The sequence below is a fragment of the Wenzhouxiangella limi genome, from assembly GCF_010499265.1.
Lineage (GTDB): Bacteria > Pseudomonadota > Gammaproteobacteria > Xanthomonadales > Wenzhouxiangellaceae > Wenzhouxiangella > Wenzhouxiangella limi.
The window spans coordinates 117,525-136,847 of sequence record NZ_JAAGSC010000042.1 but is presented as its reverse complement, the minus strand read 5'-3'; the positions used below and the strand labels follow the sequence as shown (position 1 = coordinate 136,847).

The window sequence follows — 19,323 nt, the reverse complement described above, 5'->3', positions numbered from 1 at the left end:
CCCGGTCGGGATGGCGTCGGGCAAGGAACGCTCGGGTCGTGGAGCGGCCTTGCCCCGCCATGGATCAGTCGATGTCGTCGCGAATATCGAACATGGTTACCACGCGCTCGACCCCGCGCACGGTGCGCGCACGTTCGATCACGGCGTCGGCCTCGGCTTGCGTGACCAGGCCCTGCAGGTAGACGACGCCGCGCGCGACGGTGACCTGAACCCGCGTCGGATCGAAGCCGGGCAGGTCGCGAACAGCGGTGAAACTGGCCTTGACACGGGTCGAGATCCAGCGGTCGTTGCTGGCCTGCCCCAGGCTGGCCCGCTCGGCGACGACGAGTTCGTTGAACAGGCGCTGTACGCCGTCGACGTCCGAGGCCCGCTGGGTGGCCAGTTCGATCAGACTTTCCGCCGGCACTTCACCGGCCAGCACGACCCAGCCGTTGAAGGCATTGATCTTGATGCGTGAGCTGCCATCGAGTTCATCACCCTGATACAACGCGTCCCGCACCTGGATCTCGAGCACGCCGTCATCGATCACGGTACCGACGCTTCGCCGGTCATGGACCGCCACACCGGTAGCGACCACGCCGCCGACCACCACGGCAGCGCAGCCCAGGATCTGCGAGACCAGCAGCAGGGCGAAGATCAGGCGAACAATCGGTTTCATGAAAGGCGTTCTCCGAATTTCAGGGGTAGGGATGCAATCGGGCTAGCCGGCGGCTTCGAAGGCGTTGCGAATCCAGGCGGGCTTCTCGTCGGGGTCGTCGATGGCGATCACGTCGAAGCGACAGGGGTGGGACGCAAACACCGGATGCGACATCAGGAAGTGGCGCGCCGCCTGGATCAGCTTGCGCTGCTTGTTGCCGTCCACCGTTTCAAGCGCCTCGACCGGTGCGCCCGGCGCACGCAGCCGCACTTCGACGAATACCAGCACATCGCCGTCGGCCGTTTCGGGGTCGAGCATGACCAGGTCGATTTCTCCGGCCCGGCAGCGATAGTTGCGTTCGACAATCTGCAGCCCGCTGCGACCCAGCAGTGCTTCGGCCGCCGTTTCGCCGCGCTGGCCGCTGAGCTGGCGCTCGGTGCGGCTCATTGGGGTACGGCCTGTCCATCGATGATGCGCACGAACGGCAGGTCGCGCTCGATACGACCCGACTCGGTCAGGCGCAGGCGGCCGGTCAGGCCGGCCAGGTAGAGCGTTGGATCTTCGCGCATTCTTTCCAGCCAGGGCAACAGGTCGAAAGCGTCCACGCCCAGCGCGAACAGGCGCGACAGGGCGGGGTTGTCGAGGCTTTCGTAGCGTCGGGTCGCCACACGTCGTTCCGTGGCCGCTTGTCCCTCGTCGAGAAACCAGGGCGCGACCGGCAGCAGCATGCCGTCCAGGTCCTGGTCGCGGCGCGGGTCGGGCGCGCCGGCAAGCGCGTGGGAGGTGGCCATCACCGCCAGGTCACCGGCGCCGAAAAATTTCAGCTGGGGCGTCAGCGCGCGGGCGTCGCCGGCGCGCGCGGCCAGGAAGATGACGTCAACATCGGTGCGTCGGGTCGGTTCAAACTCCACCGGCATGTCCAGCGTCTCGGCCAGGCGGTTGCCACGCTCGCGCGAGCGGTCGAGTTCCAGCAGCACTTCGAGCAGGATGCTGTGGTCGACCTGGTCGATCGGGTAGGCCATGTCGCGGAGGATGTCACCGTCGCCGGCGCGAAAGATCTCGCTGAAGGCCTCTCCGACGCGCTCGCCCCAGTCGTTTCTCTGGCCCAAGACCAGGGCGCGGGTATGGCCCTCGACCAAAGCGCGCACGGCCACCAGTTCGGCTTCTTCCTCGGGCGTGAGCGCGTAGCTGTTCGCCAGGCCGGGGAAACGGGCCAGTTCGCGCGCGTCTTCGGGGTGGTTGAGGAACAACACCGGCACGCTGGCGTCGCCGAGTTCGACGAGCCGGTCGACCTGCGGGCGCTGCAGAGGGCCGACGACCTGGTCGGCGCCCGCTTCGCGCGCGGCGTACCAGGCGTCGATGGCGGCATCGGGATCGTCGTCGATGTAAAAAAACATCAGTTCGGGCCGCAAATCCGGCGGCATTCGGCTCCAGCGCGAAAGGACCCCGTCGCGCACTGCCCGTCCGGGTCGCGCCAGACTGCTTTCGGCGCTGGGCAGGATCAGGGCGACCCGGGCCGGGGGCAGTTGAAGCTGGCGCCAGGCGGCGAGCCATTCCTCCGCTTCCGCGGCCGGGTAGCCCGATTGGGGATGGCGCGCTTCCCATTCGGCCAGCGCTGCAGGCAGTCGCTCCGGATCCAGCAGCGCCGACCGCGCGGTCGCGGCCAGGTCCAGCCAGGGCCGCAGCGCACGCGGCTGGCGCGGATCCCTCATCAGTTCCTCAAGCCGGGGCAGCGGCAGATCAATCAGCAGGGCGAAGGCCAGCTCGGGGTCGATGGACTCCTCCGCAAGCACGGCGGTCAGCGCCTCGATGGCATCGTTTGCGGTCTCTTCGGAAGGCTGCTGTCCCAGCCGCTGGCGCAGGCTCTGGTAGCGCGCCTGCAGGCTGGCCGGAAGCTCCGCTTCGATCTGCTCGAGCAGCCAGCGGGCAGTCGCCGTGTCGCGGTCCAGCAGCGCCAGCTCGGCCCGGGCCAGGGTCAGGCGCAGGCCATCGTTTCCGTCCAGGGCGTCGGGCTTCAGATCGGCGAGCAGCCGGCGCGCTTCCATCGGTCGCCGGGCGGCCAGGAACTGTTCGGCGGCGCCAAGCTTCAGTCGTGCCTTTTCAGCCGGGTCGAGTCCGGACAGGCGGGCCTGCAGCTCGTCCAGAGCGCGGGCGTATTCGCCGCTTTGGATCAGGTCGCTTACCTGCCGGGTGATTTCTCGATCCACCTCGGCCGGACGCACCATGGGCTGGGGTGCACAGGCAACGACGGCAAGCAGGCAGATCAGGACAAGGAGGAGGCGCGGCATCATGCCCGCGATGATAAACCATCGTGCCTCAAGCCAAGCCCCTACAATGCCGACATGAGTCTTGAAGCACCCGTCGGTTCCGGTACCCTCTGGGTCGTCGCCACACCGATCGGCAACCTGCAGGATCTGTCGGCGCGAGCCGCTGATCTGCTGGCTTCTGTCCCGGTGATCGCGGCCGAAGACACCCGGGTCAGCGCCCGCCTGCTCGGGCATCGCGCGCAGCCGCCGCAGATGGTGGCCCTCAACGAACACACTGAGCGGCGCCAGATCGGTCGCCTGCTGGCCACGCTGGGCGAGGGGCACGACGTCGCCCTGCTCAGCGACGCCGGCACGCCGCTGATTTCCGACCCCGGCTTCCGACTGGTCCGTGCCACGCACGAAGCCGGCTTTCGGGTCAGCCCGGTGCCCGGGCCATGCGCGGCCATCGCCGGGCTGTCTGTGGCGGGGCTGGCCTCGGACCGGTTCTGGTTCGAGGGCTTTCTGCCGGCAAAAACCGCGGCCCGCCGCAGCCGTCTTCAGTCCCTGGCGACGCTTCCCGTGACGCTGATCGTTTACGTGCCGGCCCGCGACCTGGTCGCCGTGCTCGAGGACTGCATTGCTGTCCTCGGCGCCGATCGAATCGCGGCGCTGGGCCGCGAAATGACCAAGCTGCACGAGACCGTGCATCGCGCGCCCCTGGCCGATCTGGCTGCCTTCTGCCGTGACGACCCCGACCAGCTTCGGGGAGAGGCCATATTGCTGCTGTCGGGCTGCCGCGATGACGCCCTGGCCGCGGTCGACCCGCTGGCGCTGGCGCGCGAGCTGGCCGGCGAGCTGGCGCCGTCGCGGGCCGCCGGCATCCTGGCACGCCTGACGGGGCTGAGCCGCAAGCAGGCTTTTGCGCTGATCGAGCGCATCCGTGGTGACGAACGCTCACCCGCCGACGGATAAACTCTCCCTAATGATCGTGATCGTACTGGCCCTGGTTGCCGCCGTAATATTCTTGCCGCAGTGGTGGGTCAAGCGCGTGCTGGCGCGCTACCGCACCCCGCGCGATCGTTACCCGGGCAGCGGTGCCGACCTGGCCCGTGAGCTGCTCGGCCGCCTGGGGCTGGAAGCGGTGCGGGTCGAGAGGGGCGAGCCGGGGCAGGATCACTACGATCCCGAAGCGCGCGCGGTCCGCCTGAGCCCCGAGCACTACGACTTCGGCTCGCTGACCGCGATCACGGTTGCCGCGCACGAAGTCGGCCACGCCGTTCAACATGCCGACGGCTATCGGCCGCTGCTGTGGCGCACGCAGCTGGTGAAGTCGCTGCAGCGCCTGCAGCGCTTCGGCGTGATCATGATCGCGCTGATGCCGGTGGTATTGCTGGCGCTGCGCCTGCCCAGCGCCGGCGTGGCGCTGCTGGTGATGGGGCTGGCCAGCCTGGCCTCCGGCATTGTTGTCCACCTGATGACCCTGCCGACCGAACTCGACGCCAGCTTCCGGCGTGCCCTGCCGCTGCTGGTCAAAGGCGAGTATCTGCGCAAGGAGGACCGCGGCCACGCCCGCCGCATCCTCACCGCCGCGGCCCTGACCTACGTCGCCGCCTCACTGATGGGGCTGCTCAACTTCTGGTACTGGCTGCGCGTGCTCAGGCCCTGAGCCTTAGCTGATTGGCCGCGCGGCCCCAGGAGCGCCAAGGTGCTCAGCTGCTATCGCCGATGCGGATGGCGACCGCGTCCTGGCCCACCCAGAACGCGCGCTCCCGGTACAGGGCGATAGGCGTATCCAGGGCCGCGGCGATTTCATCCTCGATGACTTTTCGCGTGGTCAGGGTGGTCCCGTAGCGCTGCGCGTCCAGGGTCGGTGATTCGCTGCTGGGCTGAAAGAAAATGCCGCTGTCGTCGAAGCTCACGCCGAACTCGGCCGCGGCCTGCTCGTTGTGGAAGCTCAGCAGCAGCAGGCCGCCGGGCTTGACCGCGCCGGCCAGGGTCTGCAGCCAGGTGCGCCAGGCCGAGACCGGCAGGTGGGTAAACAGCGACAGCACGAACACCAGGTCGTAGCGCCCGGGAACGCGCAGCCGTTCCGGCGCCATGGCCGACTCGAACGCCGCGACCCCGAACTGCTCGCGCACGAAGTCCACCGAGCCGGGCAGTACGTCGGCGCAGGTCACCCGTCCGGGCAGAACCGGCGCCAGGTGGCGGGTGAAGCGACCGAAGCCGCAGGCAAACTCCAGCAGGCTTTCGGTCTTGAGCAGCGGCTGGTCAAGGGCTTCGAGCAGCAGCATCAGCTCGCTGAGCGTGCGCCAGCCGTCGGCCAGGTAGTCGCGGATCGGGTTGGTCGATTCCGGCGAGCGGGCGATGAAGGCGAAGATATCGTCGTCGGGATGGATACGGCAGTTGATCCGCATCCAGTGGCTGAAGCGTTGCCGATGACCCAGGCGCTCGAGCGCGTTGTGCGCTGTCAGGCAGGCCGGGTCCTGGACCAGCGCCTGCGCGTACAGCGCCCCGGCCTGGTCGGGCTGTTCGCTTTCCAGCGTCGCGGCCCGGCGCAGCAGCGGTTGGATCGATTCGGCAGTTCCCATGATGCTCTTTCTGACAGCAAGTTCGGCGGGGGTGATGCAGCCGCGGTTGGCGGGCTTCGGAATGGTAGCATTCGCAAGCTTGTCCCGGAGGAGTCCCGATGACCTTGCCCGAGCCCCCTGATCTGGCCCTGCGCGCGGCGGCCGAGCGCCAGCTCGCTCACCCGCGCCTGCCGGCGGTGCTGAATCGGCACTGTCCCTACCTGCCGGCGACGGTCGCGCCCGCGCAGCTCGCCACCCGGATTCACCCCGACTGCCAGATGCTGGAGTTTTCCCTGCGCCATCATCAGGACGCGGGGCTGGCGGTGAGCCAGTATTTCGCCGTTGCCCTGCAGCAGTACCAGACCGTGCGTCAGATCATCGAGCGGGTTTTTGGTGATCGAGACGATCTGCGGGTGCTGGATTTCGCCTGCGGCTACGGCCGCCTGCTGCGTTTTCTGGTTCACAGCCTGGATCCTGAGCAAATCTGGGCGGCCGAGGTTCAGCGCGGGGCGGTGGATCACGTGGTTGATCGATACGGCGTTCACGGGCTGTATTCCAGCGCCGCGCCGGAAGATTTCCGGCCCGAGCAGCGCTTCGACGTCATCTGGGTGGCCTCGCTGTTCTCGCACCTGCCCGACGGGCTGTTTCAGCGCTGGCTGGATCGGCTCGCCGGGCTGCTGACGCCCGGCGGCATCCTGTGCTTCAGCGTCCACGACCAGGCCCTGCTGCCGGCCGACGCCCGGCTGCCGGAAAACGGTCTGCTTTATTTCGGCCAAAGCGAGAACGAGGGCCTGGACGGCCAGATCTACGGCACCAGCTTCGTGTCCGAGGATTACGTCCGCGCCGCGACCCGATCGGCGTTTGGCTCAGGCCTGCGCTACCGACGTTTTCGCAAGCTGCTGGCCCATGAGCAGGATGTCTACATCTGCACCGGCCCGGACGGACCCGATCTGATCGGGCTGGAGGACTTCCGCCGCGGCGCGCGCGGCTGGCTGGATGTTCACCGCCGGGAAAACGACGCGCTGGTCCTTGAAGGCTGGGCGGCGTCGATCGACGACGGCGATCTGGACGCCCTGGAGATCGAGTTTGCCGGTCAGACGGTCAGCCTGGATCCGGATGAGCCGACGCCGGAGGTGGCCAGGGTGCTGGGCGATGAACGGCTGGCGCGCTGCGGTTTCAGCTCCCGAGTGCCGTGGCCGGAATCCGAGCCTGATCCCTACCTGGTCGTCAGCGCGCTCAGCCGGCGCGGCGAGCGCGGCCTGGTCTTTGCCGGTCAGCTGTATCGAGACCGGCCCTGATCGACTATCATCAGTCCTTGAAGAGTCGGCCGGACAGTCGCTGTGTCGCTTTTGCGGCATGGAGGAAAGTCCGGGCTCCACAGGGCAGGGTGCCAGGTAACGCCTGGGGGTTGGGCTGGCGACGGTGCAACTACGGAAAGTGCCGCAGAAAACAGACCGCCGATGGCCCTTAACGGGGATCAGGCAAGGGTGAAAAGGTGCGGTAAGAGCGCACCGCGTGGCTGGCAACAGGCACGGCACGGCAAACCCCACCTGGAGCAAGGCCAAATAGGGGTGCGATGGCGTGGCCCGCGCTGCACCCGGGTAGGCCGCACGAGGCGTCCGGTGACGGGCGTCCCAGATGAATGACTGTCCTCGACAGAACCCGGCTTACAGGCCGGCTCTTCTCTTTGTTTTTTCGCCGGGCCGGAGCAGTGCGACCCGGTCGTCCAGGCGCCGCCCTGACGCCAGCACGCTGCCGGTGATGAAGTCGATCGCTCCATTACGCGGGCCGGGAAGGCTGTGAGATACTTCCCGGCGTTCGCCGCGCCGGTCCCGGTATGTTTCGTCTGTTTCTGTCCAGCCTGTTTCTGTCCAGCCGCCTGTGGCTGAGCGTCCTGGTCTCGCCGTTGCGCGAGGGGCGCTCGCTGCTCGGCGCTTTGCTGATCGCGCTGTGCTGGCCGGTTTTCATGATCCTGCAGCTGCTGCACTGGGTCGGTTTCGCGCTTGATGAGATCCTGTTTGGCGACTGGCGCGAGGTTGAGGTGCGCAAGCCGGTGTTCGTGCTCGGCCCGCCGCGTTCGGGCACGACCCACCTGCACCACGTCCTGTCGCAGGATCCGGCCACGACGACGTTGCGCCTGTGGGAGTGCCTGTTCGGGCTGTCGATCAGCGGTCGGCGGCTGCTTCTGGCGCTGGCCCGGGCAGATCGCAGGATCGGCAGTCCGATGGCGCGGCTCGGTGGTTTCGTGGGCCGCAGGCTGGGCGGCGGCATGGCCGAGGTCCACCCGCTGGCGCTGGACGCGCCGGAAGAGGATTTTCTGGTGCTGTTGCCGGCGATGCAGTGCTTTATCCTCATCACCGTCTTTCCCCACGCCGACTGGCTGTGGCGCACGGCGCGGCTGGACCGCGCGGTGGCGCCCGAAGAGAGCGCGCGCTTGATGCGGTTTTATGCCGCCTGCGTGCAAAAGCACCTCTATGTGCACGGGCCCGAGAAGCGCTTTTTGTCCAAGAACGCGTCTTTCTCGGGCTCGCCGGAGAGCCTGCTGACGGTCTTTCCCGACGCCTGTTTTTTCGCCTGCCATCGCGATCCGCAGGCCACCGTGCCCTCGCAGCTCAGCAGCATCGAGCCGGCGCTGCGCGCGGCCGGGTTCGACGGCGTGCCGCTGGCGGTCAGAAATCGGTTGATCGACCTGCTGGCTTTCTACTACCGCCACCTGGCCGACTTTGGCCAGTCCCATCCGCAACGCGTGGTGCCGGTGGCCAATCAGGACCTGCACCAGCGTCTGGCCGAAACCGTTCGCGCCGCGTATCGCCAGCTCGGTCTTCCCGTCGGAGCCGACTTCGAGCGGGCTTTGGCCGAGGCCGATCGGCGCTCGCGCGCGTTTCGCTCGGGCCATCGCTATCGCCCGGCCGATTTCGGGCTGACCAGTGCGGCCATCCAGCGGCGTTTCGCTGGCGTGTACCCGGCAGCGGCCGCGGCGCATCGCGATGACTGAGGTTACCGAGCGGCCGGTGCGGGTGGCGTTTGTCTCCGACGCAACGCCCGAGCGCAACGGCGTCGGCGCCTACTACTGCGACTTGGCCGCACAGCTGCCGGCGGCCGAATTCGACTGCCTGGCCGTGGCCCCGGGCGGCCCGGTCAAGCGCTGGCTGCGTCTGCCGCTGCCGGGAGACGGCACCCAGGCGCTGGTGCTGCCTTCGCCGCGGGATTTTGGGCGCTGCCTGCGCGCCCATGGACCCGAAGTGGTCGTCTGCGCCACGCCCGGCCCCTTCGGTCTGCTGGGGGCGCGCTGGGCGCGCAAGACCGGGACCCGCCTGCTGATCGGCTTTCACACCGACTACGCCGCGGTCACCGATGTCTACGGCCATCCGCTGCTGCGCGTGCTCAGCCGCCGCTACTTTCGTATGATCGACCGCTGGATGTTCCGGCGCGCTGAGCAGGTGCTGTGCAATTCCGACGCGATGATCGAGCTGGCCCAGAGCCTGGGCGCGCATCGCACGGCGTGCATCGGCACGCTGCTGCCGCCCGGCGTGCTGGAAACACCGGTCGCCCCAGCCGGGGCGGAATTGCGGCGGGTGCTGTTTGCCGGCCGGCTGGCCCCGGAGAAGCGCCTGGGCCAGGTGCTGGAGGCGGCCCGGCGGATGCCCAAGCTGCGCTTCACCATCGCCGGCGAGGGCCCGCTGCGCCCGGAGGTCGAGCGCGCCGCGCATGAGTTGGACAACCTGGACTACACCGGCTGGCTCAGCCGCGGCGCGCTGCTGGCGCAGATGGACGCCAGCGACTGCCTGGTGTTGCCCTCGGAGCTGGAGTCCTTCGGCAGCGTGGCGCTGGAGGCCATGGCCCGCCAGCGGCTGGTGTGCGTGACCCGCACCTGCGGTATCGCCGAGTGGCCCGAGCTGGCCGAGCACCTGGTGGTCTTCGAGCGGGAAACGCCGCTGCATGTCGTGCTGTCGGATCTGGTCAAGGAAACGCCACAGCAGCGCCGGGCGCGCGCCGAGCACGGCTGCAGCGCCGCCCGCCGACTCAACCGGCGCAGTCTGGCCCAGTGGCAGACGCTGCTGGCCGGCGCGGCGCAAGGACGGCGCTGATGCGGCTGCTGGTTTCCATCCATGACGTGATGCCGGCCACGCTGGACCGCACGCGCGGCATTTTCGAGCGCCTGCACAGCGCCGGCCTGGTGCCGGTCACCCTGCTGGTCGTGCCGGGCACCGGCTGGGACGCGCGCGCGATCGAGGCGCTCAAGGCGATGGTCGCCGAGGGGGCAGAGCTGGCCGGTCACGGCTGGTGTCACCAGGTCGGCCGCATCCGCGGACCCAAGCACTGGCTGCACAGCTGCCTGATCTCGCGCCGCGCGGCCGAGCACCTGGCGCTGTCGCGCTTCGGCATTGTGCGGCTGATGCTGCGCAACCGGGCCTGGTTTGCAGATCATGGGCTGCCGGCGCCGCAGCTCTACGTGCCGCCGGCCTGGGCCATGGGGCCGGTGCCGCACGGCCTGCTCGACCGCCTGCCGTTCGATTTCCACGAAACCCTGAGCGGGGTCTACGATGCGCGGGCTCAACGCTTCCATCGCCTGCCGATGGCCGGGTTCGAGACCGACACCGCGCTGCGCGCGGCCTTCGTGGCCGGCTTCAACCGCCTCAACCGCGGCTGGGCACGATCCAGCGACCGGCCGCTGCGGCTGGGCATCCATCCTTTCGATTTCGATCTGCGCCTGGCCGATTCGCTGCGCCAGTGGATAGGGCAGGGTGGGCAGGCGCTGGCCTACCGCGATCTGGCCGACCAGCGCGGCTGATCAGCCGGGATCGGTGATGGCGTTGTCGGGCCCGAGCAGGACCAGGCGCGGTTGATGCCGCGTGGCCTGCTCGGATTCCAGCTGGCAGTAACTGGCGATGATCACCCGGTCGCCGGGTAAAGCGCAGCGGGCGGCGGCGCCGTTGAGGCAGACTTCGCCGGCCTGGCCTTCGATGACGTAGGTGGCAAAGCGCGCGCCGTTGTTGCAGTTGTAGACTTCCACGCGCTCGAACGGCAGCAACTCGGCGGCGGCAATCAGCGTCGGATCGATCGAGATCGAGCCCTCGTATTCCAGGTTGGCATCGGTGACCGTGGCCCGATGCAGTTTCGATTTAAGCAGGGTCAGAATCATTTCAAACGCTTCCTTGCGGATCCGGGCGTTCCCGGACTCTGGTTTTGTTCGTGGGCCAGGATCAGTCCGTGCAGGACCAGGTCCGGGTCGACGAGGTCAAAGACCGCGCCGGCGGCCAATCGTTCAGCCCCACCACCGGTGCCGACCACCAGCACTTCAGAGCCGGCAAACGCCTCGGCTTTCAGGCCCGCGGTGATCTCGCGGATGGTGCCGACCGCGCCATGGTACAGGCCCGAGCGGATGCCCTCGGCTGTCGAGCGCCCGAGCGCGTCCGGCGCCTGGCCAATTTCCACCAGCGGCAGCGCGGCGGTCTCCCGGTGCAGGGCCCTGGCGCCCAGCTCGGGGCCGGGCGCGATCGCGCCGCCGCGATAGTTGCGCTCGCGGTCAATGGCGCAGAAGGTGATGGCGGTGCCGCAGTCGATGACGATGCAGTCGCGCCCCGGCCACCGGCCGCAGGCGCCGACCGCCGCCGCCAGCCGGTCGGCACCCAGCTCGGCGGGCTGGTGGTAGTGGATGGTCAGTCCGGTTTCGGTGCCGGCCTCGAGCCAGAAGGGCGCCACGGCGAACAGCGCTTGGCAGGCCTGGTCGACGGTCGGGCGAAGTTCAGCGACCACCGTACAGGCGCTCACCGCCGTGATCGATTCGGCCGGCTGCCCGCTCTCGGCCAGGGCCTGGGCCAGGCATGCTCGAAGATCCTCGGCCGCGCGCGTCCGGCGGGTGTCGATCTGAAACCGGGCGCGAATCTCGCCATCCTCGGCCACGCCGCCCTTGGTGCGGCTGTTGCCGATGTCCAGGCACAGCATCATCGAACAGCGTCGCGGGCGTGCTGAAGGCGCTCGGCGCGGATCTGGCGGGCCAGCTGGCGGCGGTCCTGGAAGCGGCCGGCCGCTTGGCCGCCTTTCCAGATCTCGCCTCGGTGGCGCTGGTCGTCGACGTCGCGGAGGTCGTTGACCACGACCAGGTCGGGGCGCGCGGCACTCAGCTGGCGCTTTACGGCCTCGGCGACGGTTTCGGGCGTCGAGGCGACGAGAAGCTTGAAGCCGACCAGGTAAAGCGTGTCGTCGTCGGCCCAGCGCCGGATCCGGTCGAGCAGTTTGGGCGTTCGTTCCAGGCGCAGGGTGCGCTCGGCGTCGACCGAGTCCAGCTTCAGGTCGGGCTGGGCGTCGACGACGCGGTAGTCGCTGACCGCGGCGGCGTGGACCACGGCATCAAAAGCCTGCGTCTGCAGCGCCTGGCGCAGGCCGGACTCGAGCTCGGCCACGCTGGAGAACCGATGCAGGGTCAGGCGTTCCTGGGCCTCGGGCACGAGCGCGTGGCGGGCGCCCAGCAGCGTGACCTCATCGCCCTGATCGAGAAAGTACTGGGCCAGCTCCGAGCCGGTGCGGCCGCTGCTGTAATTGCCCAGATAGCGCACCGCGTCTATCGGCTCGCGGGTGCCGCCGGCGGTGATCAGCCAGCGCAGCGCCGGCGCGCTGGCCGCTGTGGGTTCCGCTGTCGGTTCCGCTGTGGGTTCCGCTGTGGGTTCAAAGTAGCGTTGGATTTGCTCGAACACCTCGGCCGGTTCGACCAGCCGGCCCACGCCCTCATCGCCGCAGGCCATCAAGCCGGCCGCCGGCGCCAGCATGTGGTAGCCCCACTGGTCCAGCCGTTGCGTAGAGGCCTGGACCGCCGGATGGGCCCACATCTTCGGATTCATCGCCGGCGCCAGCCAGAACGGGGTCTTGTCGTCGCGGGCCAGGCTCAGCGAGCCGATCAGATCGTCGGCCAGACCCGCGGCCAGGCGGTTCAGGGTCGAGGCCGAGGCCGGGTAGAGCAACACCAGGTCGGCCCACTCGGCCAGCCGGATATGGGCCATGGCCTGGCCGGCGGCAAACTGGCTCTGGTAGGGCGGGCGCCCGGTCAGCGCTTCCACGCTCAAAGGGGTGACGAAGCGCTCGGCGCCGGCCGACAGCACCACGCGGATCTCCGCGCCCCACTTGTTCAGGCGCGAGAGCAGGTCGAGCGCCTTGTAGGCGGCGATCGACCCGGACACCAGCACCAGGATGCGCGGACTAGAGCGCGACATTGTCGATCAGCCGGACGCCGTCGATGCGCGCCGCCGCCAGCCGCCGGCCCCAGCGCTGTTCGACGTAGTCGACCTCGAAGCCCGCGCCTTCGAGCGCGCGCCGGACTTCCCGACAGCCCAGATCCGACTTCAGCAGCTGGTGGATCAGCGGCGCGGCCGACCGCGCCTCAGGCCCCAGGCGCTGGTTGCGCGAGCTCATGGCCAGACCGTCGGGCTCGCGCACGGTCGGCACGGCCACCACCGTCAGCGGCAGGTGGAAGGCCTTGACCATGTCGCCAATCAGCTGAAGCTGCTGGAAATCCTTTTCGCCGAAAAAGGCCTGGTCGGGCTCGATGATGTGGAACAGCTTCATTACCACCGTCAGCACGCCGTCGAAATGACCGGGCCGGTGGGCCCCGCACAGCACCCGGCTGTCTTCGCTCTCGCTGACGCGAAAGCGATAGCGGTCGGGATAGATCTCTTCGGCCGAGGGCACAAACAGGGCGTCGACGCCGGCCTGCTCGAGCGCCAGGCGGTCGGTTTCGGCCGCGATCGGGTATTGGGCCAGGTCCTTGGGGTCGTCGAACTGGGCCGGGTTAACGAAAATCGAGACCACGCTGCGCCGGCAGCGCGCCTGGGCTGCCCGGACCAGCGCCATGTGGCCGGCGTGCAGGCTGCCCATGGTCGGCACGAAGCCCACCGGCTCGGCGCGCCGGTCGTTTCGGCGCCAGGCGCGGCAGTCGGAAATCGAGCGCAGAATCTCCATCCTAGCGGCTCACTGGAAGCTTTCCTTGGCGGCCGGAAAGCGCTTTTCCTGGACCGCCCGGCAGTATTCATCCACCGCCCCGATCCAGTCCTCGGCGGTGGCGGCGAACGCGCGCACGAAGCGCGGCGAGAAGTCCAGGTTCATGCCCAGCAGGTCCTGCTGCACCAGCACCTGCCCGTCGACGTCGCTGCCGGCGCCGATGCCGATGACCGGCAGCTCGAGTTGGGCGGCGATCGTGGCCGCCAGCTTCTCGGGCACGCACTCCAGCACCAGGGCGAAGACGCCTTGCTCCTGCAGCGTGCGGGCCTGTTCGATCATGGCTTCGGCGGCGGCCTTGTCGCGACCCTGGACCCGGTATCCGCCCAGACCGTGGACGGCCTGCGGGGTCAGGCCGAGGTGGCCCATGACCGGGATGCCGGATTCGACGATGTGGCCGACCAGCGCCTCGTGGCCGCGGATGCCTTCGAGCTTGACGGCGTCGGCGCCGGCCACCATCAGCGCGCGCACCGCGTCCATGGCGCGGTCCAGCGAGCCGCGGTGCTCGAGGAAGGGCAGGTCGGCGATCAAGGCGCGATCCGGGCCCAGGCCCTTGCGCACTGCGGCCGTGTGCCGGGCCATCATCTCTGTGGTCGCCGGCAGGGTCGAGTCGTGGCCGTACAGGGTCATGGCCAGCGAGTCGCCGACCAGGAAGGCATCGACGGCGCTTTGGCGCAGGATCCGCGCCGAGCTGTAGTCGTAGCAGGTCATCATGGTGATCTTGCGGCCATGGGCCTTGCCGTCGGTAAAGACCTGCAGGTTCACGGGCGCGGCTCCTGCCCTGCATCGGCCTGGGCCGCGGTCAGCGCCTGGCCGAGCCGGACGGTATCGCCGGGTTGCAGCGAGGGCGCCCAGGGCGGAAAGTCCGCCGGCGTCAGAACGATCACGGTCGACCCCCAGTGGAAGCGGCCGAGTTCCTGGCCGCGCGCCAGGGTGACGGCATTGATCGACGTGCGCGTGGCCGATGGCCCGGGTCGATATTGTCCCGGGCCGCCCCAGACGGTCTCGATGCCGGCCACCAGCAGCGCGGCGACCATCACCACGGCGACCGGGCCGTGCTCGGTCTCCAGGATCACCGCCATGCGCTCGTTGCGGGTGAACAGGCCGGGTACCGCGCGGCTGGTCCGCGCCGAGACGCTGAACAGGCGGCCGGGAATGCGCGCTTCCTCGACCGCGCGCCCGGTCACGGGGCTGTGGACGCGGTGATAATCGTACGGCGCCAGGTAGATGGTGATGAAGTGACCGTCGGCAAAGCGCTCAGCCCATTCGGCCGAGCCGAGCAGGGCGGCGGCGCTGTAGTCCACGCCCTTGGCCTGGATCAGCTGTCCGGCGCGGACGCTGCCCAGCTGGCTGATCGTGCCGTCGCACGGCGAGATGAGCCGGTGGGCGGTCTCGGCCACGGGCCGGGCATCAGCGGCCAGGGCCCGGGTGAAAAAGGCGTTGAAGCTGGCGTAGCCGCCCGGGTCGGGATCGGCAGCTTCGGCCAGGTTGACCGGGAACAGGCGGCGGAAGCCGGCGATCAGCGGCCGTCGCACCCAGGCTTTTTCCGAGTGCGACAAACGGTTGGCCAGCCCGGTGAGCAGGCGCTGCGGCAGCAGATACTGTGGCCAGACCGCAAGGCGGTCGACCAGGGAGGCGCTCACGAGCTGATCCGGAACAGGTCGGCGACCACGTCTTCGGGTACCAGCGGGTGGCCGAAGCGGCCGTGCAGTCGGCCCTGCGGGTCGATGATCAGCACCGCGGCCGAATGATCGACGTTGTAAAACCCGGTCTGTTCGTCGGGTTGTTCGCGGAAGTAGACGATGCCCAGCTGGCGGGTCAGGGCCTGCAGCTGTTCTTCGGCGCCGGTGACGGCGACGAATTCCGGGTCGAACCATTCCACGTAGTCCGCCAGCAGCTCGCCCTCGTCGCGCTTCGGGTCGACCGAGACAAAAACCACCTGCGGCAACTCCTCGCGCCGCATCAGGCGCAGCTGCTCCATGGACTGCGACAGCATCGCCAGCGTGTCCGGACACACGTCCGGGCAGTTGGTGAAGCCGAAAAACAGCAGGCTCCACTGGCCTTCCAGGTCGGCGCGGGTGAACGGCTCCCCGGCCGCGGTTTCCATGCGGAAGTCGGTCAGCGCGCGCGGGGTCGGAAACAGCTGGGCGGCGCGCAGGTCCTGGGTGCGTTCCATCATGAAGCGCGAGGCGACGAGGCCTGCGGCCAGGGCGGCCACCAGGATCACGGCGAACACGAAGATGCGGCCTTGCTGGCCGCCGGGCAGGGGATATCTCATCATTGCGATAGTATAACGATTGCCTTGTGTATTGAGCCGCGACGACTTGATGTCCGACAACAATCTGGCCGCGCTGGTTCGCGCCGCCGCCCACCGCATGGAGGTCGCCGGTCTGCACTTCGGCCACGGCACCGATAATGCGCTAGACGAGGCCTGCTGGATGGCGGCCCACGTCCTCAGGCTGGCGCCGGATTTCCCGCCCGAGACCTTTGATCAGGCCGTGGACGCGGCCGAGCGATCGCGCTTCGAGCGCCTGCTGGCCGAGCGCATCACCACGCGCAAGCCCTTGGCCTACCTGATCGGCGAGGCCTGGTTTGCCGGTCTGAAGTTTCGCGTCGATGCATCCGTGCTGGTGCCGCGCTCGCCGCTGGCCGAACCGATTGTGGCGGGTTTCGAGCCGTGGCTTGCCGAAGACAGGCTGCGCCGCGCGGCCGATGTCGGCACCGGTTCCGGCTGCATCGCGATCGCCCTGGCCCACCACCATCGGCAGCTGCGGGTCGACGCCCTGGATGTCTCACCGGCGGCGCTGGCGATCGCCGAGTGCAACGTCCGCGATCACGGGCTGGCCGAGCGCGTTCGGCTGCAGCAATCCGACCTGCTCGAGGCGGTGGCCGGACAGCGCTACGACCTGATTATGGCCAATCCGCCTTACGTGCCCGAGTCCTCCATGGCTGAACTGCCGGCCGAGTATGCCTGGGAGCCGGCGCTGGGCCTGGTCGCCGGCTCGGACGGGCTGGACCTGGTCCGGCGCCTGATCGTCCAGGCCGCTGCCTGCCTGGCGCCGCACGGGGTGCTGATTTGCGAGGTGGGCGAGGCAGCCGCGGCGCTGGATGCCTGGCTGGCCGACGAGCCGGTGACCTGGCTGGAGTTTGCCCACGGCGGCGACGGGGTTTTCCTGCTCGATCGCGACGGCTGTCGCCGGGTCGCTGCCAGGCGCTGAGCTCGTCAATAATCGACGCCATCGCGGTCCGATCGACCCTCTACAATAAGGGGCTATCTCAATCGATCAGGGCACGCTGAAACAATGAAAATACTGGTCACGATCAAGCGCGTGGTGGACTACAACGTCCGTGTGCGCGTCAAGCCCGACGGCTCCGGGGTGGAGACCGACGGGGTCAAGATGTCGATCAACCCGTTCGACGAAATCGCGCTGGAAGAGGCGCTGAGAATCAAGGAGCGCGGCGAGGCTGAAGAGGTCGTCGTCGTCTCCATCGGCGGCACCGAGGTCCAGCAGCAGCTGCGCACCGGCCTGGCCATGGGCGCCGACCGCGCCATCCAGGTCGAGACCGATCAGGCGGTCCAGCCGCTGACCGCGGCCCGCACGCTGCTCAAGCTGGTCGAAAAGGAAGCGCCCGACATCGTGTTTCTCGGCAAGCAGGCGATCGACGATGACTGCAGCCAGACCGGTCAGATGCTGGCCGCGCTATGGGACCGGCCCCAGGCCACCTTCGCCTCCAGGGTCGAACTGGCCGACGGCAAGGCCACGGTCACGCGCGAGGTTGACGCCGGCCTGGAAGTCAACGAAGTCGATCTGCCGGCCGTCATGACCTCGGACCTGCGCCTGAACGAGCCGCGTTTCGTCAAGCTGCCCGACATCATGAAAGCCAAGCGCAAGCCGCTTGATACCGTTCCTCTGGCCGACCTGGGGGTCGACTCTCCCCCTGACCTGGTCGCCAGGACCTATGAGCCGCCACCCAGGCGCGGCGGCGGCAAGATGGTGGGCAGCGTGGCCGAGCTGGTCGGTGAACTCAAGAACAAGGGACTGCTGTAATGGCTAAAGTATTGATTATTGGAGAACACGACGGTCAGACCCTCAACCCGGCCACGGCCAAGACCGTGCAGGGCGCGTCCGGGCTGGGCATTGACGATATCGATATCGTGCTGTTCGGCACCGCTCTGGACGATGTGGCCGCCCAGGCCGCGGCGGTCAACGGCGTCAGCCGTGTGCTGACCTGTGTCCACGACGATTTTGCCCACCCGCTGGCTTCGCGCATTGCCCCGGAAGTGGCCGCGATCGCTGGCGACTACAGCCACATCCTGACCGGCTCGACCACCTTCGGCAAGGACCTGCTGCCGCGCGCAGCGGCGCTGATCGGCGTCAACCAGGTCTCCGACATCATGGAGGTGATCGACGCGCGCACCTTCAAGCGTCCGATCTACGCCGGCAATGCCATCGTCACGGTCGAGGTGCCCGAGGGTGGGCCGGTGGTCGGGACCATCCGTAGCGCTTCGTTTGCAGCCGCTGGCGAGGGCGGCAACGCCGAGATCAGCGGCCTGGAGCCGCAAGCCGAAGATCCGGGCCACACCCGCTTCGTGCGGGTGGAAGGCAGCGGCGGCGACGGCCCGGACCTGGCCTCGGCCGATGTGGTCGTCTCCGGCGGGCGCGCGCTGGGCTCGGCGGACAACTTCGCCATCATCTTCAGCCTGGCCCAGAAGATGGGTGCTGCGGTCGGCGCATCCCGGGCAGCGGTTGATGCCGGCTACGTCCCCAACGAGCTGCAGGTCGGCCAGACCGGCAAGATCATTGCCCCGGATCTGTATTTTGCCATCGGCATTTCGGGTGCCATCCAGCATTTGACCGGTATCAAGGACGCCGGCACCATTGTTGCGATCAACAAGGACGCCGATGCGCCGATTTTCGAGATTGCCGATTTCGGCCTGGTCGGCGACTTGTTCGAGCTGGTGCCCGAGCTGGAGAAGGCCGTATAGACGTGATCGGTGGCTGAAATCCGCGCTTGCGCCGAATGCCTGGCGGGTGTCAGGCCGCCCGCCCTGGCATCCAGGAATCCATCGGTGTGGGGGCCTGGCGACGGGCGGTGACCCGCTCCCAGACCTTTTCGTGGAAGAAATAGGCCACCGTGTTGACGGCCGGTTCGATCAGGGCCACGGCACCGCCCAGCGCCCAGCTGCCGGTCATCAGATAGACGACGCTGAAGGCCACGGTCATATGAACGAAAGCGAAAGACAGGGTTTTGTAGCGTGCCATGGGTAGCCACCTCGGCAGGGAAATTGTTAGCAATGGCTAAGATTCTACGCCCTCGCTATTATTTGTCCAACTGATTATTGCGATGGTTTCAATGTGTTTTGACTATGAATAGCGGGGCGGTCAACATCCGCCGGGCGGCACGGGGCGACGAGGACAGCATCCTCGGCCTGATAGGCGAGCTGGCCGAGTACGAACGCCTGGCCCACGAAGTCACCGCCACCCCGGCGCTGCTGGCCGAGCACCTGTTCGGCGATAATGCCGTGGCCGAAGCGCTATTGGCCGAGATCGACGGCGCGGCGGTGGGTTTTGCCCTGTTCTTCCGCAACTTCTCGACCTTCCTGGGCCGCCCGGGCCTGTACCTGGAAGACCTGTACGTGCGCGAGGCCTGTCGCGGCCGGGGCATCGGCCGGGCGCTGCTCAAGCGTCTGGCCGACCTGGCTCGAGAACGGGGCTATGGCCGCATGGAATGGAGCGTGCTCAACTGGAACCAGCCGGCGATCGAGTTCTACCAGTCGCTGGGCGCCGAGGCGATGTCGGACTGGACCGTGTATCGATTGAGCCGCGACGGCCAGGTGCCCGAGCTGCCACCGCCGGCTGGCCCAAAGTACAGGTGACAGCGG

Annotated in this window: 22 protein-coding genes and 1 other RNA gene; 11 read left to right on the top strand and 12 right to left on the bottom strand. The window is 68.3% G+C overall.

The features are described 5' to 3' along the window. Nucleotides 1–64: 64 nt before the first annotated feature. From G3I74_RS11645 to G3I74_RS11635, 3 genes are read right to left on the bottom strand one after another with little or no spacing between them, the layout of a single operon-like run. Nucleotides 65–658: a BON domain-containing protein gene (locus G3I74_RS11645; protein WP_164211784.1), complete on the bottom strand. Its 594-nt coding sequence runs from the start codon at nucleotides 656–658 to the stop codon at nucleotides 65–67. A gap of 42 nt (nucleotides 659–700) precedes the next feature. Continuing rightward, nucleotides 701–1,084 (bottom strand): YraN family protein, encoded by a 384-nt coding sequence (locus G3I74_RS11640; protein WP_164211783.1) that lies wholly within the window; start codon nucleotides 1,082–1,084, stop codon nucleotides 701–703. Further along, nucleotides 1,081–2,925: a penicillin-binding protein activator gene (locus G3I74_RS11635; protein ID WP_164211782.1), complete on the bottom strand. Its 1,845-nt coding sequence runs from the start codon at nucleotides 2,923–2,925 to the stop codon at nucleotides 1,081–1,083. Before G3I74_RS11635 ends, G3I74_RS11640 begins: the two co-directional genes overlap by 4 nt. Nucleotides 2,926–2,979: 54 nt before the next feature. Here G3I74_RS11635 and rsmI point away from each other — a divergent pair, with 54 nt between their 5' ends. Together rsmI and G3I74_RS11625 are read left to right on the top strand one after the other, a co-directional pair. Next, nucleotides 2,980–3,855, top strand: a complete 876-nt coding sequence (gene rsmI, locus G3I74_RS11630) for a 16S rRNA (cytidine(1402)-2'-O)-methyltransferase (protein ID WP_164211781.1) — start codon at nucleotides 2,980–2,982, stop codon at nucleotides 3,853–3,855. 10 nt (nucleotides 3,856–3,865) lie between these two features. Continuing rightward, nucleotides 3,866–4,549, top strand: a complete 684-nt coding sequence (locus tag G3I74_RS11625; protein WP_164211780.1) for a zinc metallopeptidase — start codon at nucleotides 3,866–3,868, stop codon at nucleotides 4,547–4,549. A gap of 43 nt (nucleotides 4,550–4,592) precedes the next feature. Here the strand turns inward: G3I74_RS11625 and G3I74_RS11620 are convergent, their stop codons facing one another. After that, the gene (locus G3I74_RS11620) at nucleotides 4,593–5,471 is read right to left on the bottom strand and encodes a class I SAM-dependent methyltransferase (RefSeq protein ID WP_164211779.1); all 879 of its coding nucleotides are present in this window, start codon (nucleotides 5,469–5,471) and stop codon (nucleotides 4,593–4,595) included. 98 nt (nucleotides 5,472–5,569) lie between these two features. Between G3I74_RS11620 and G3I74_RS11615 the strand changes: the two genes are divergently transcribed. From G3I74_RS11615 to G3I74_RS11595, 5 genes are all read left to right on the top strand, one after another. After that, nucleotides 5,570–6,748 carry a class I SAM-dependent methyltransferase gene (locus G3I74_RS11615; protein ID WP_164211778.1) on the top strand — a complete coding sequence of 393 codons (1,179 nt, stop codon included), beginning with the start codon at nucleotides 5,570–5,572 and terminating at the stop codon, nucleotides 6,746–6,748. Between the two features lie 21 nt (nucleotides 6,749–6,769). Then, nucleotides 6,770–7,136, top strand: an RNA gene (gene rnpB, locus G3I74_RS11610) — RNase P RNA component class A. 151 nt (nucleotides 7,137–7,287) lie between these two features. Continuing rightward, a complete protein-coding gene (locus tag G3I74_RS11605; protein WP_164211777.1) occupies nucleotides 7,288–8,445 on the top strand; it encodes a sulfotransferase in 1,158 nt (385 codons plus the stop codon). Beyond that, on the top strand, nucleotides 8,438–9,538 hold the full coding sequence (locus G3I74_RS11600) for a glycosyltransferase (protein WP_164211776.1): 1,101 nt from the start codon (nucleotides 8,438–8,440) through the stop codon (nucleotides 9,536–9,538). Before G3I74_RS11605 ends, G3I74_RS11600 begins: the two co-directional genes overlap by 8 nt. Next, on the top strand, nucleotides 9,538–10,242 hold the full coding sequence (locus tag G3I74_RS11595) for a polysaccharide deacetylase family protein (protein ID WP_164211775.1): 705 nt from the start codon (nucleotides 9,538–9,540) through the stop codon (nucleotides 10,240–10,242). The genes G3I74_RS11600 and G3I74_RS11595 overlap by 1 nt, the downstream gene beginning before the upstream one ends. Here the strand turns inward: G3I74_RS11595 and panD are convergent, their stop codons facing one another. From panD to G3I74_RS11560, 7 genes are read right to left on the bottom strand one after another with little or no spacing between them, the layout of a single operon-like run. Next, a complete protein-coding gene (gene panD / locus G3I74_RS11590; RefSeq protein ID WP_164211774.1) occupies nucleotides 10,243–10,593 on the bottom strand; it encodes an aspartate 1-decarboxylase in 351 nt (116 codons plus the stop codon). Next, complete coding sequence (locus G3I74_RS11585) at nucleotides 10,590–11,396, bottom strand: type III pantothenate kinase (RefSeq protein WP_203594711.1); 807 nt, start codon at nucleotides 11,394–11,396, stop codon at nucleotides 10,590–10,592. The genes panD and G3I74_RS11585 overlap by 4 nt, the downstream gene beginning before the upstream one ends. After that, on the bottom strand, nucleotides 11,396–12,658 hold the full coding sequence (coaBC, locus tag G3I74_RS11580; protein ID WP_164211772.1) for a bifunctional phosphopantothenoylcysteine decarboxylase/phosphopantothenate--cysteine ligase CoaBC: 1,263 nt from the start codon (nucleotides 12,656–12,658) through the stop codon (nucleotides 11,396–11,398). Before coaBC ends, G3I74_RS11585 begins: the two co-directional genes overlap by 1 nt. Further along, entirely contained in the window at nucleotides 12,645–13,403 is a 759-nt protein-coding gene (panC, locus tag G3I74_RS11575) for a pantoate--beta-alanine ligase (protein ID WP_164211771.1), read from the bottom strand. Before panC ends, coaBC begins: the two co-directional genes overlap by 14 nt. A gap of 9 nt (nucleotides 13,404–13,412) precedes the next feature. Beyond that, nucleotides 13,413–14,204: a 3-methyl-2-oxobutanoate hydroxymethyltransferase gene (gene panB / locus G3I74_RS11570; RefSeq protein WP_164211770.1), complete on the bottom strand. Its 792-nt coding sequence runs from the start codon at nucleotides 14,202–14,204 to the stop codon at nucleotides 13,413–13,415. Further along, nucleotides 14,201–15,082: an archaetidylserine decarboxylase gene (gene asd / locus G3I74_RS11565; RefSeq protein WP_164211769.1), complete on the bottom strand. Its 882-nt coding sequence runs from the start codon at nucleotides 15,080–15,082 to the stop codon at nucleotides 14,201–14,203. The genes panB and asd overlap by 4 nt, the downstream gene beginning before the upstream one ends. Continuing rightward, complete coding sequence (locus G3I74_RS11560; RefSeq protein WP_164211768.1) at nucleotides 15,079–15,720, bottom strand: SCO family protein; 642 nt, start codon at nucleotides 15,718–15,720, stop codon at nucleotides 15,079–15,081. Before G3I74_RS11560 ends, asd begins: the two co-directional genes overlap by 4 nt. Before the next feature lie 46 nt (nucleotides 15,721–15,766). Between G3I74_RS11560 and prmB the strand changes: the two genes are divergently transcribed. The 3 genes from prmB (at nucleotide 15,767) to G3I74_RS11545 (ending at nucleotide 18,426) form a co-directional block, all read left to right on the top strand. Then, nucleotides 15,767–16,657, top strand: a complete 891-nt coding sequence (gene prmB / locus G3I74_RS11555; RefSeq protein WP_164211767.1) for a 50S ribosomal protein L3 N(5)-glutamine methyltransferase — start codon at nucleotides 15,767–15,769, stop codon at nucleotides 16,655–16,657. A gap of 84 nt (nucleotides 16,658–16,741) precedes the next feature. Next, entirely contained in the window at nucleotides 16,742–17,488 is a 747-nt protein-coding gene (locus tag G3I74_RS11550; RefSeq protein ID WP_164211766.1) for an electron transfer flavoprotein subunit beta/FixA family protein, read from the top strand. After that, a complete protein-coding gene (locus G3I74_RS11545; RefSeq protein ID WP_164211765.1) occupies nucleotides 17,488–18,426 on the top strand; it encodes an FAD-binding protein in 939 nt (312 codons plus the stop codon). Before G3I74_RS11550 ends, G3I74_RS11545 begins: the two co-directional genes overlap by 1 nt. Before the next feature lie 49 nt (nucleotides 18,427–18,475). On the opposite strand, the gene G3I74_RS11540 is transcribed toward G3I74_RS11545, so the two are convergent. Next, nucleotides 18,476–18,703 carry a DUF2061 domain-containing protein gene (locus G3I74_RS11540; protein ID WP_164211764.1) on the bottom strand — a complete coding sequence of 76 codons (228 nt, stop codon included), beginning with the start codon at nucleotides 18,701–18,703 and terminating at the stop codon, nucleotides 18,476–18,478. Nucleotides 18,704–18,807: 104 nt separating this feature from the next. Between G3I74_RS11540 and G3I74_RS11535 the strand changes: the two genes are divergently transcribed. Beyond that, a complete protein-coding gene (locus G3I74_RS11535) occupies nucleotides 18,808–19,317 on the top strand; it encodes a GNAT family N-acetyltransferase (RefSeq protein WP_164211763.1) in 510 nt (169 codons plus the stop codon). Nucleotides 19,318–19,323: the final 6 nt, after the last annotated feature.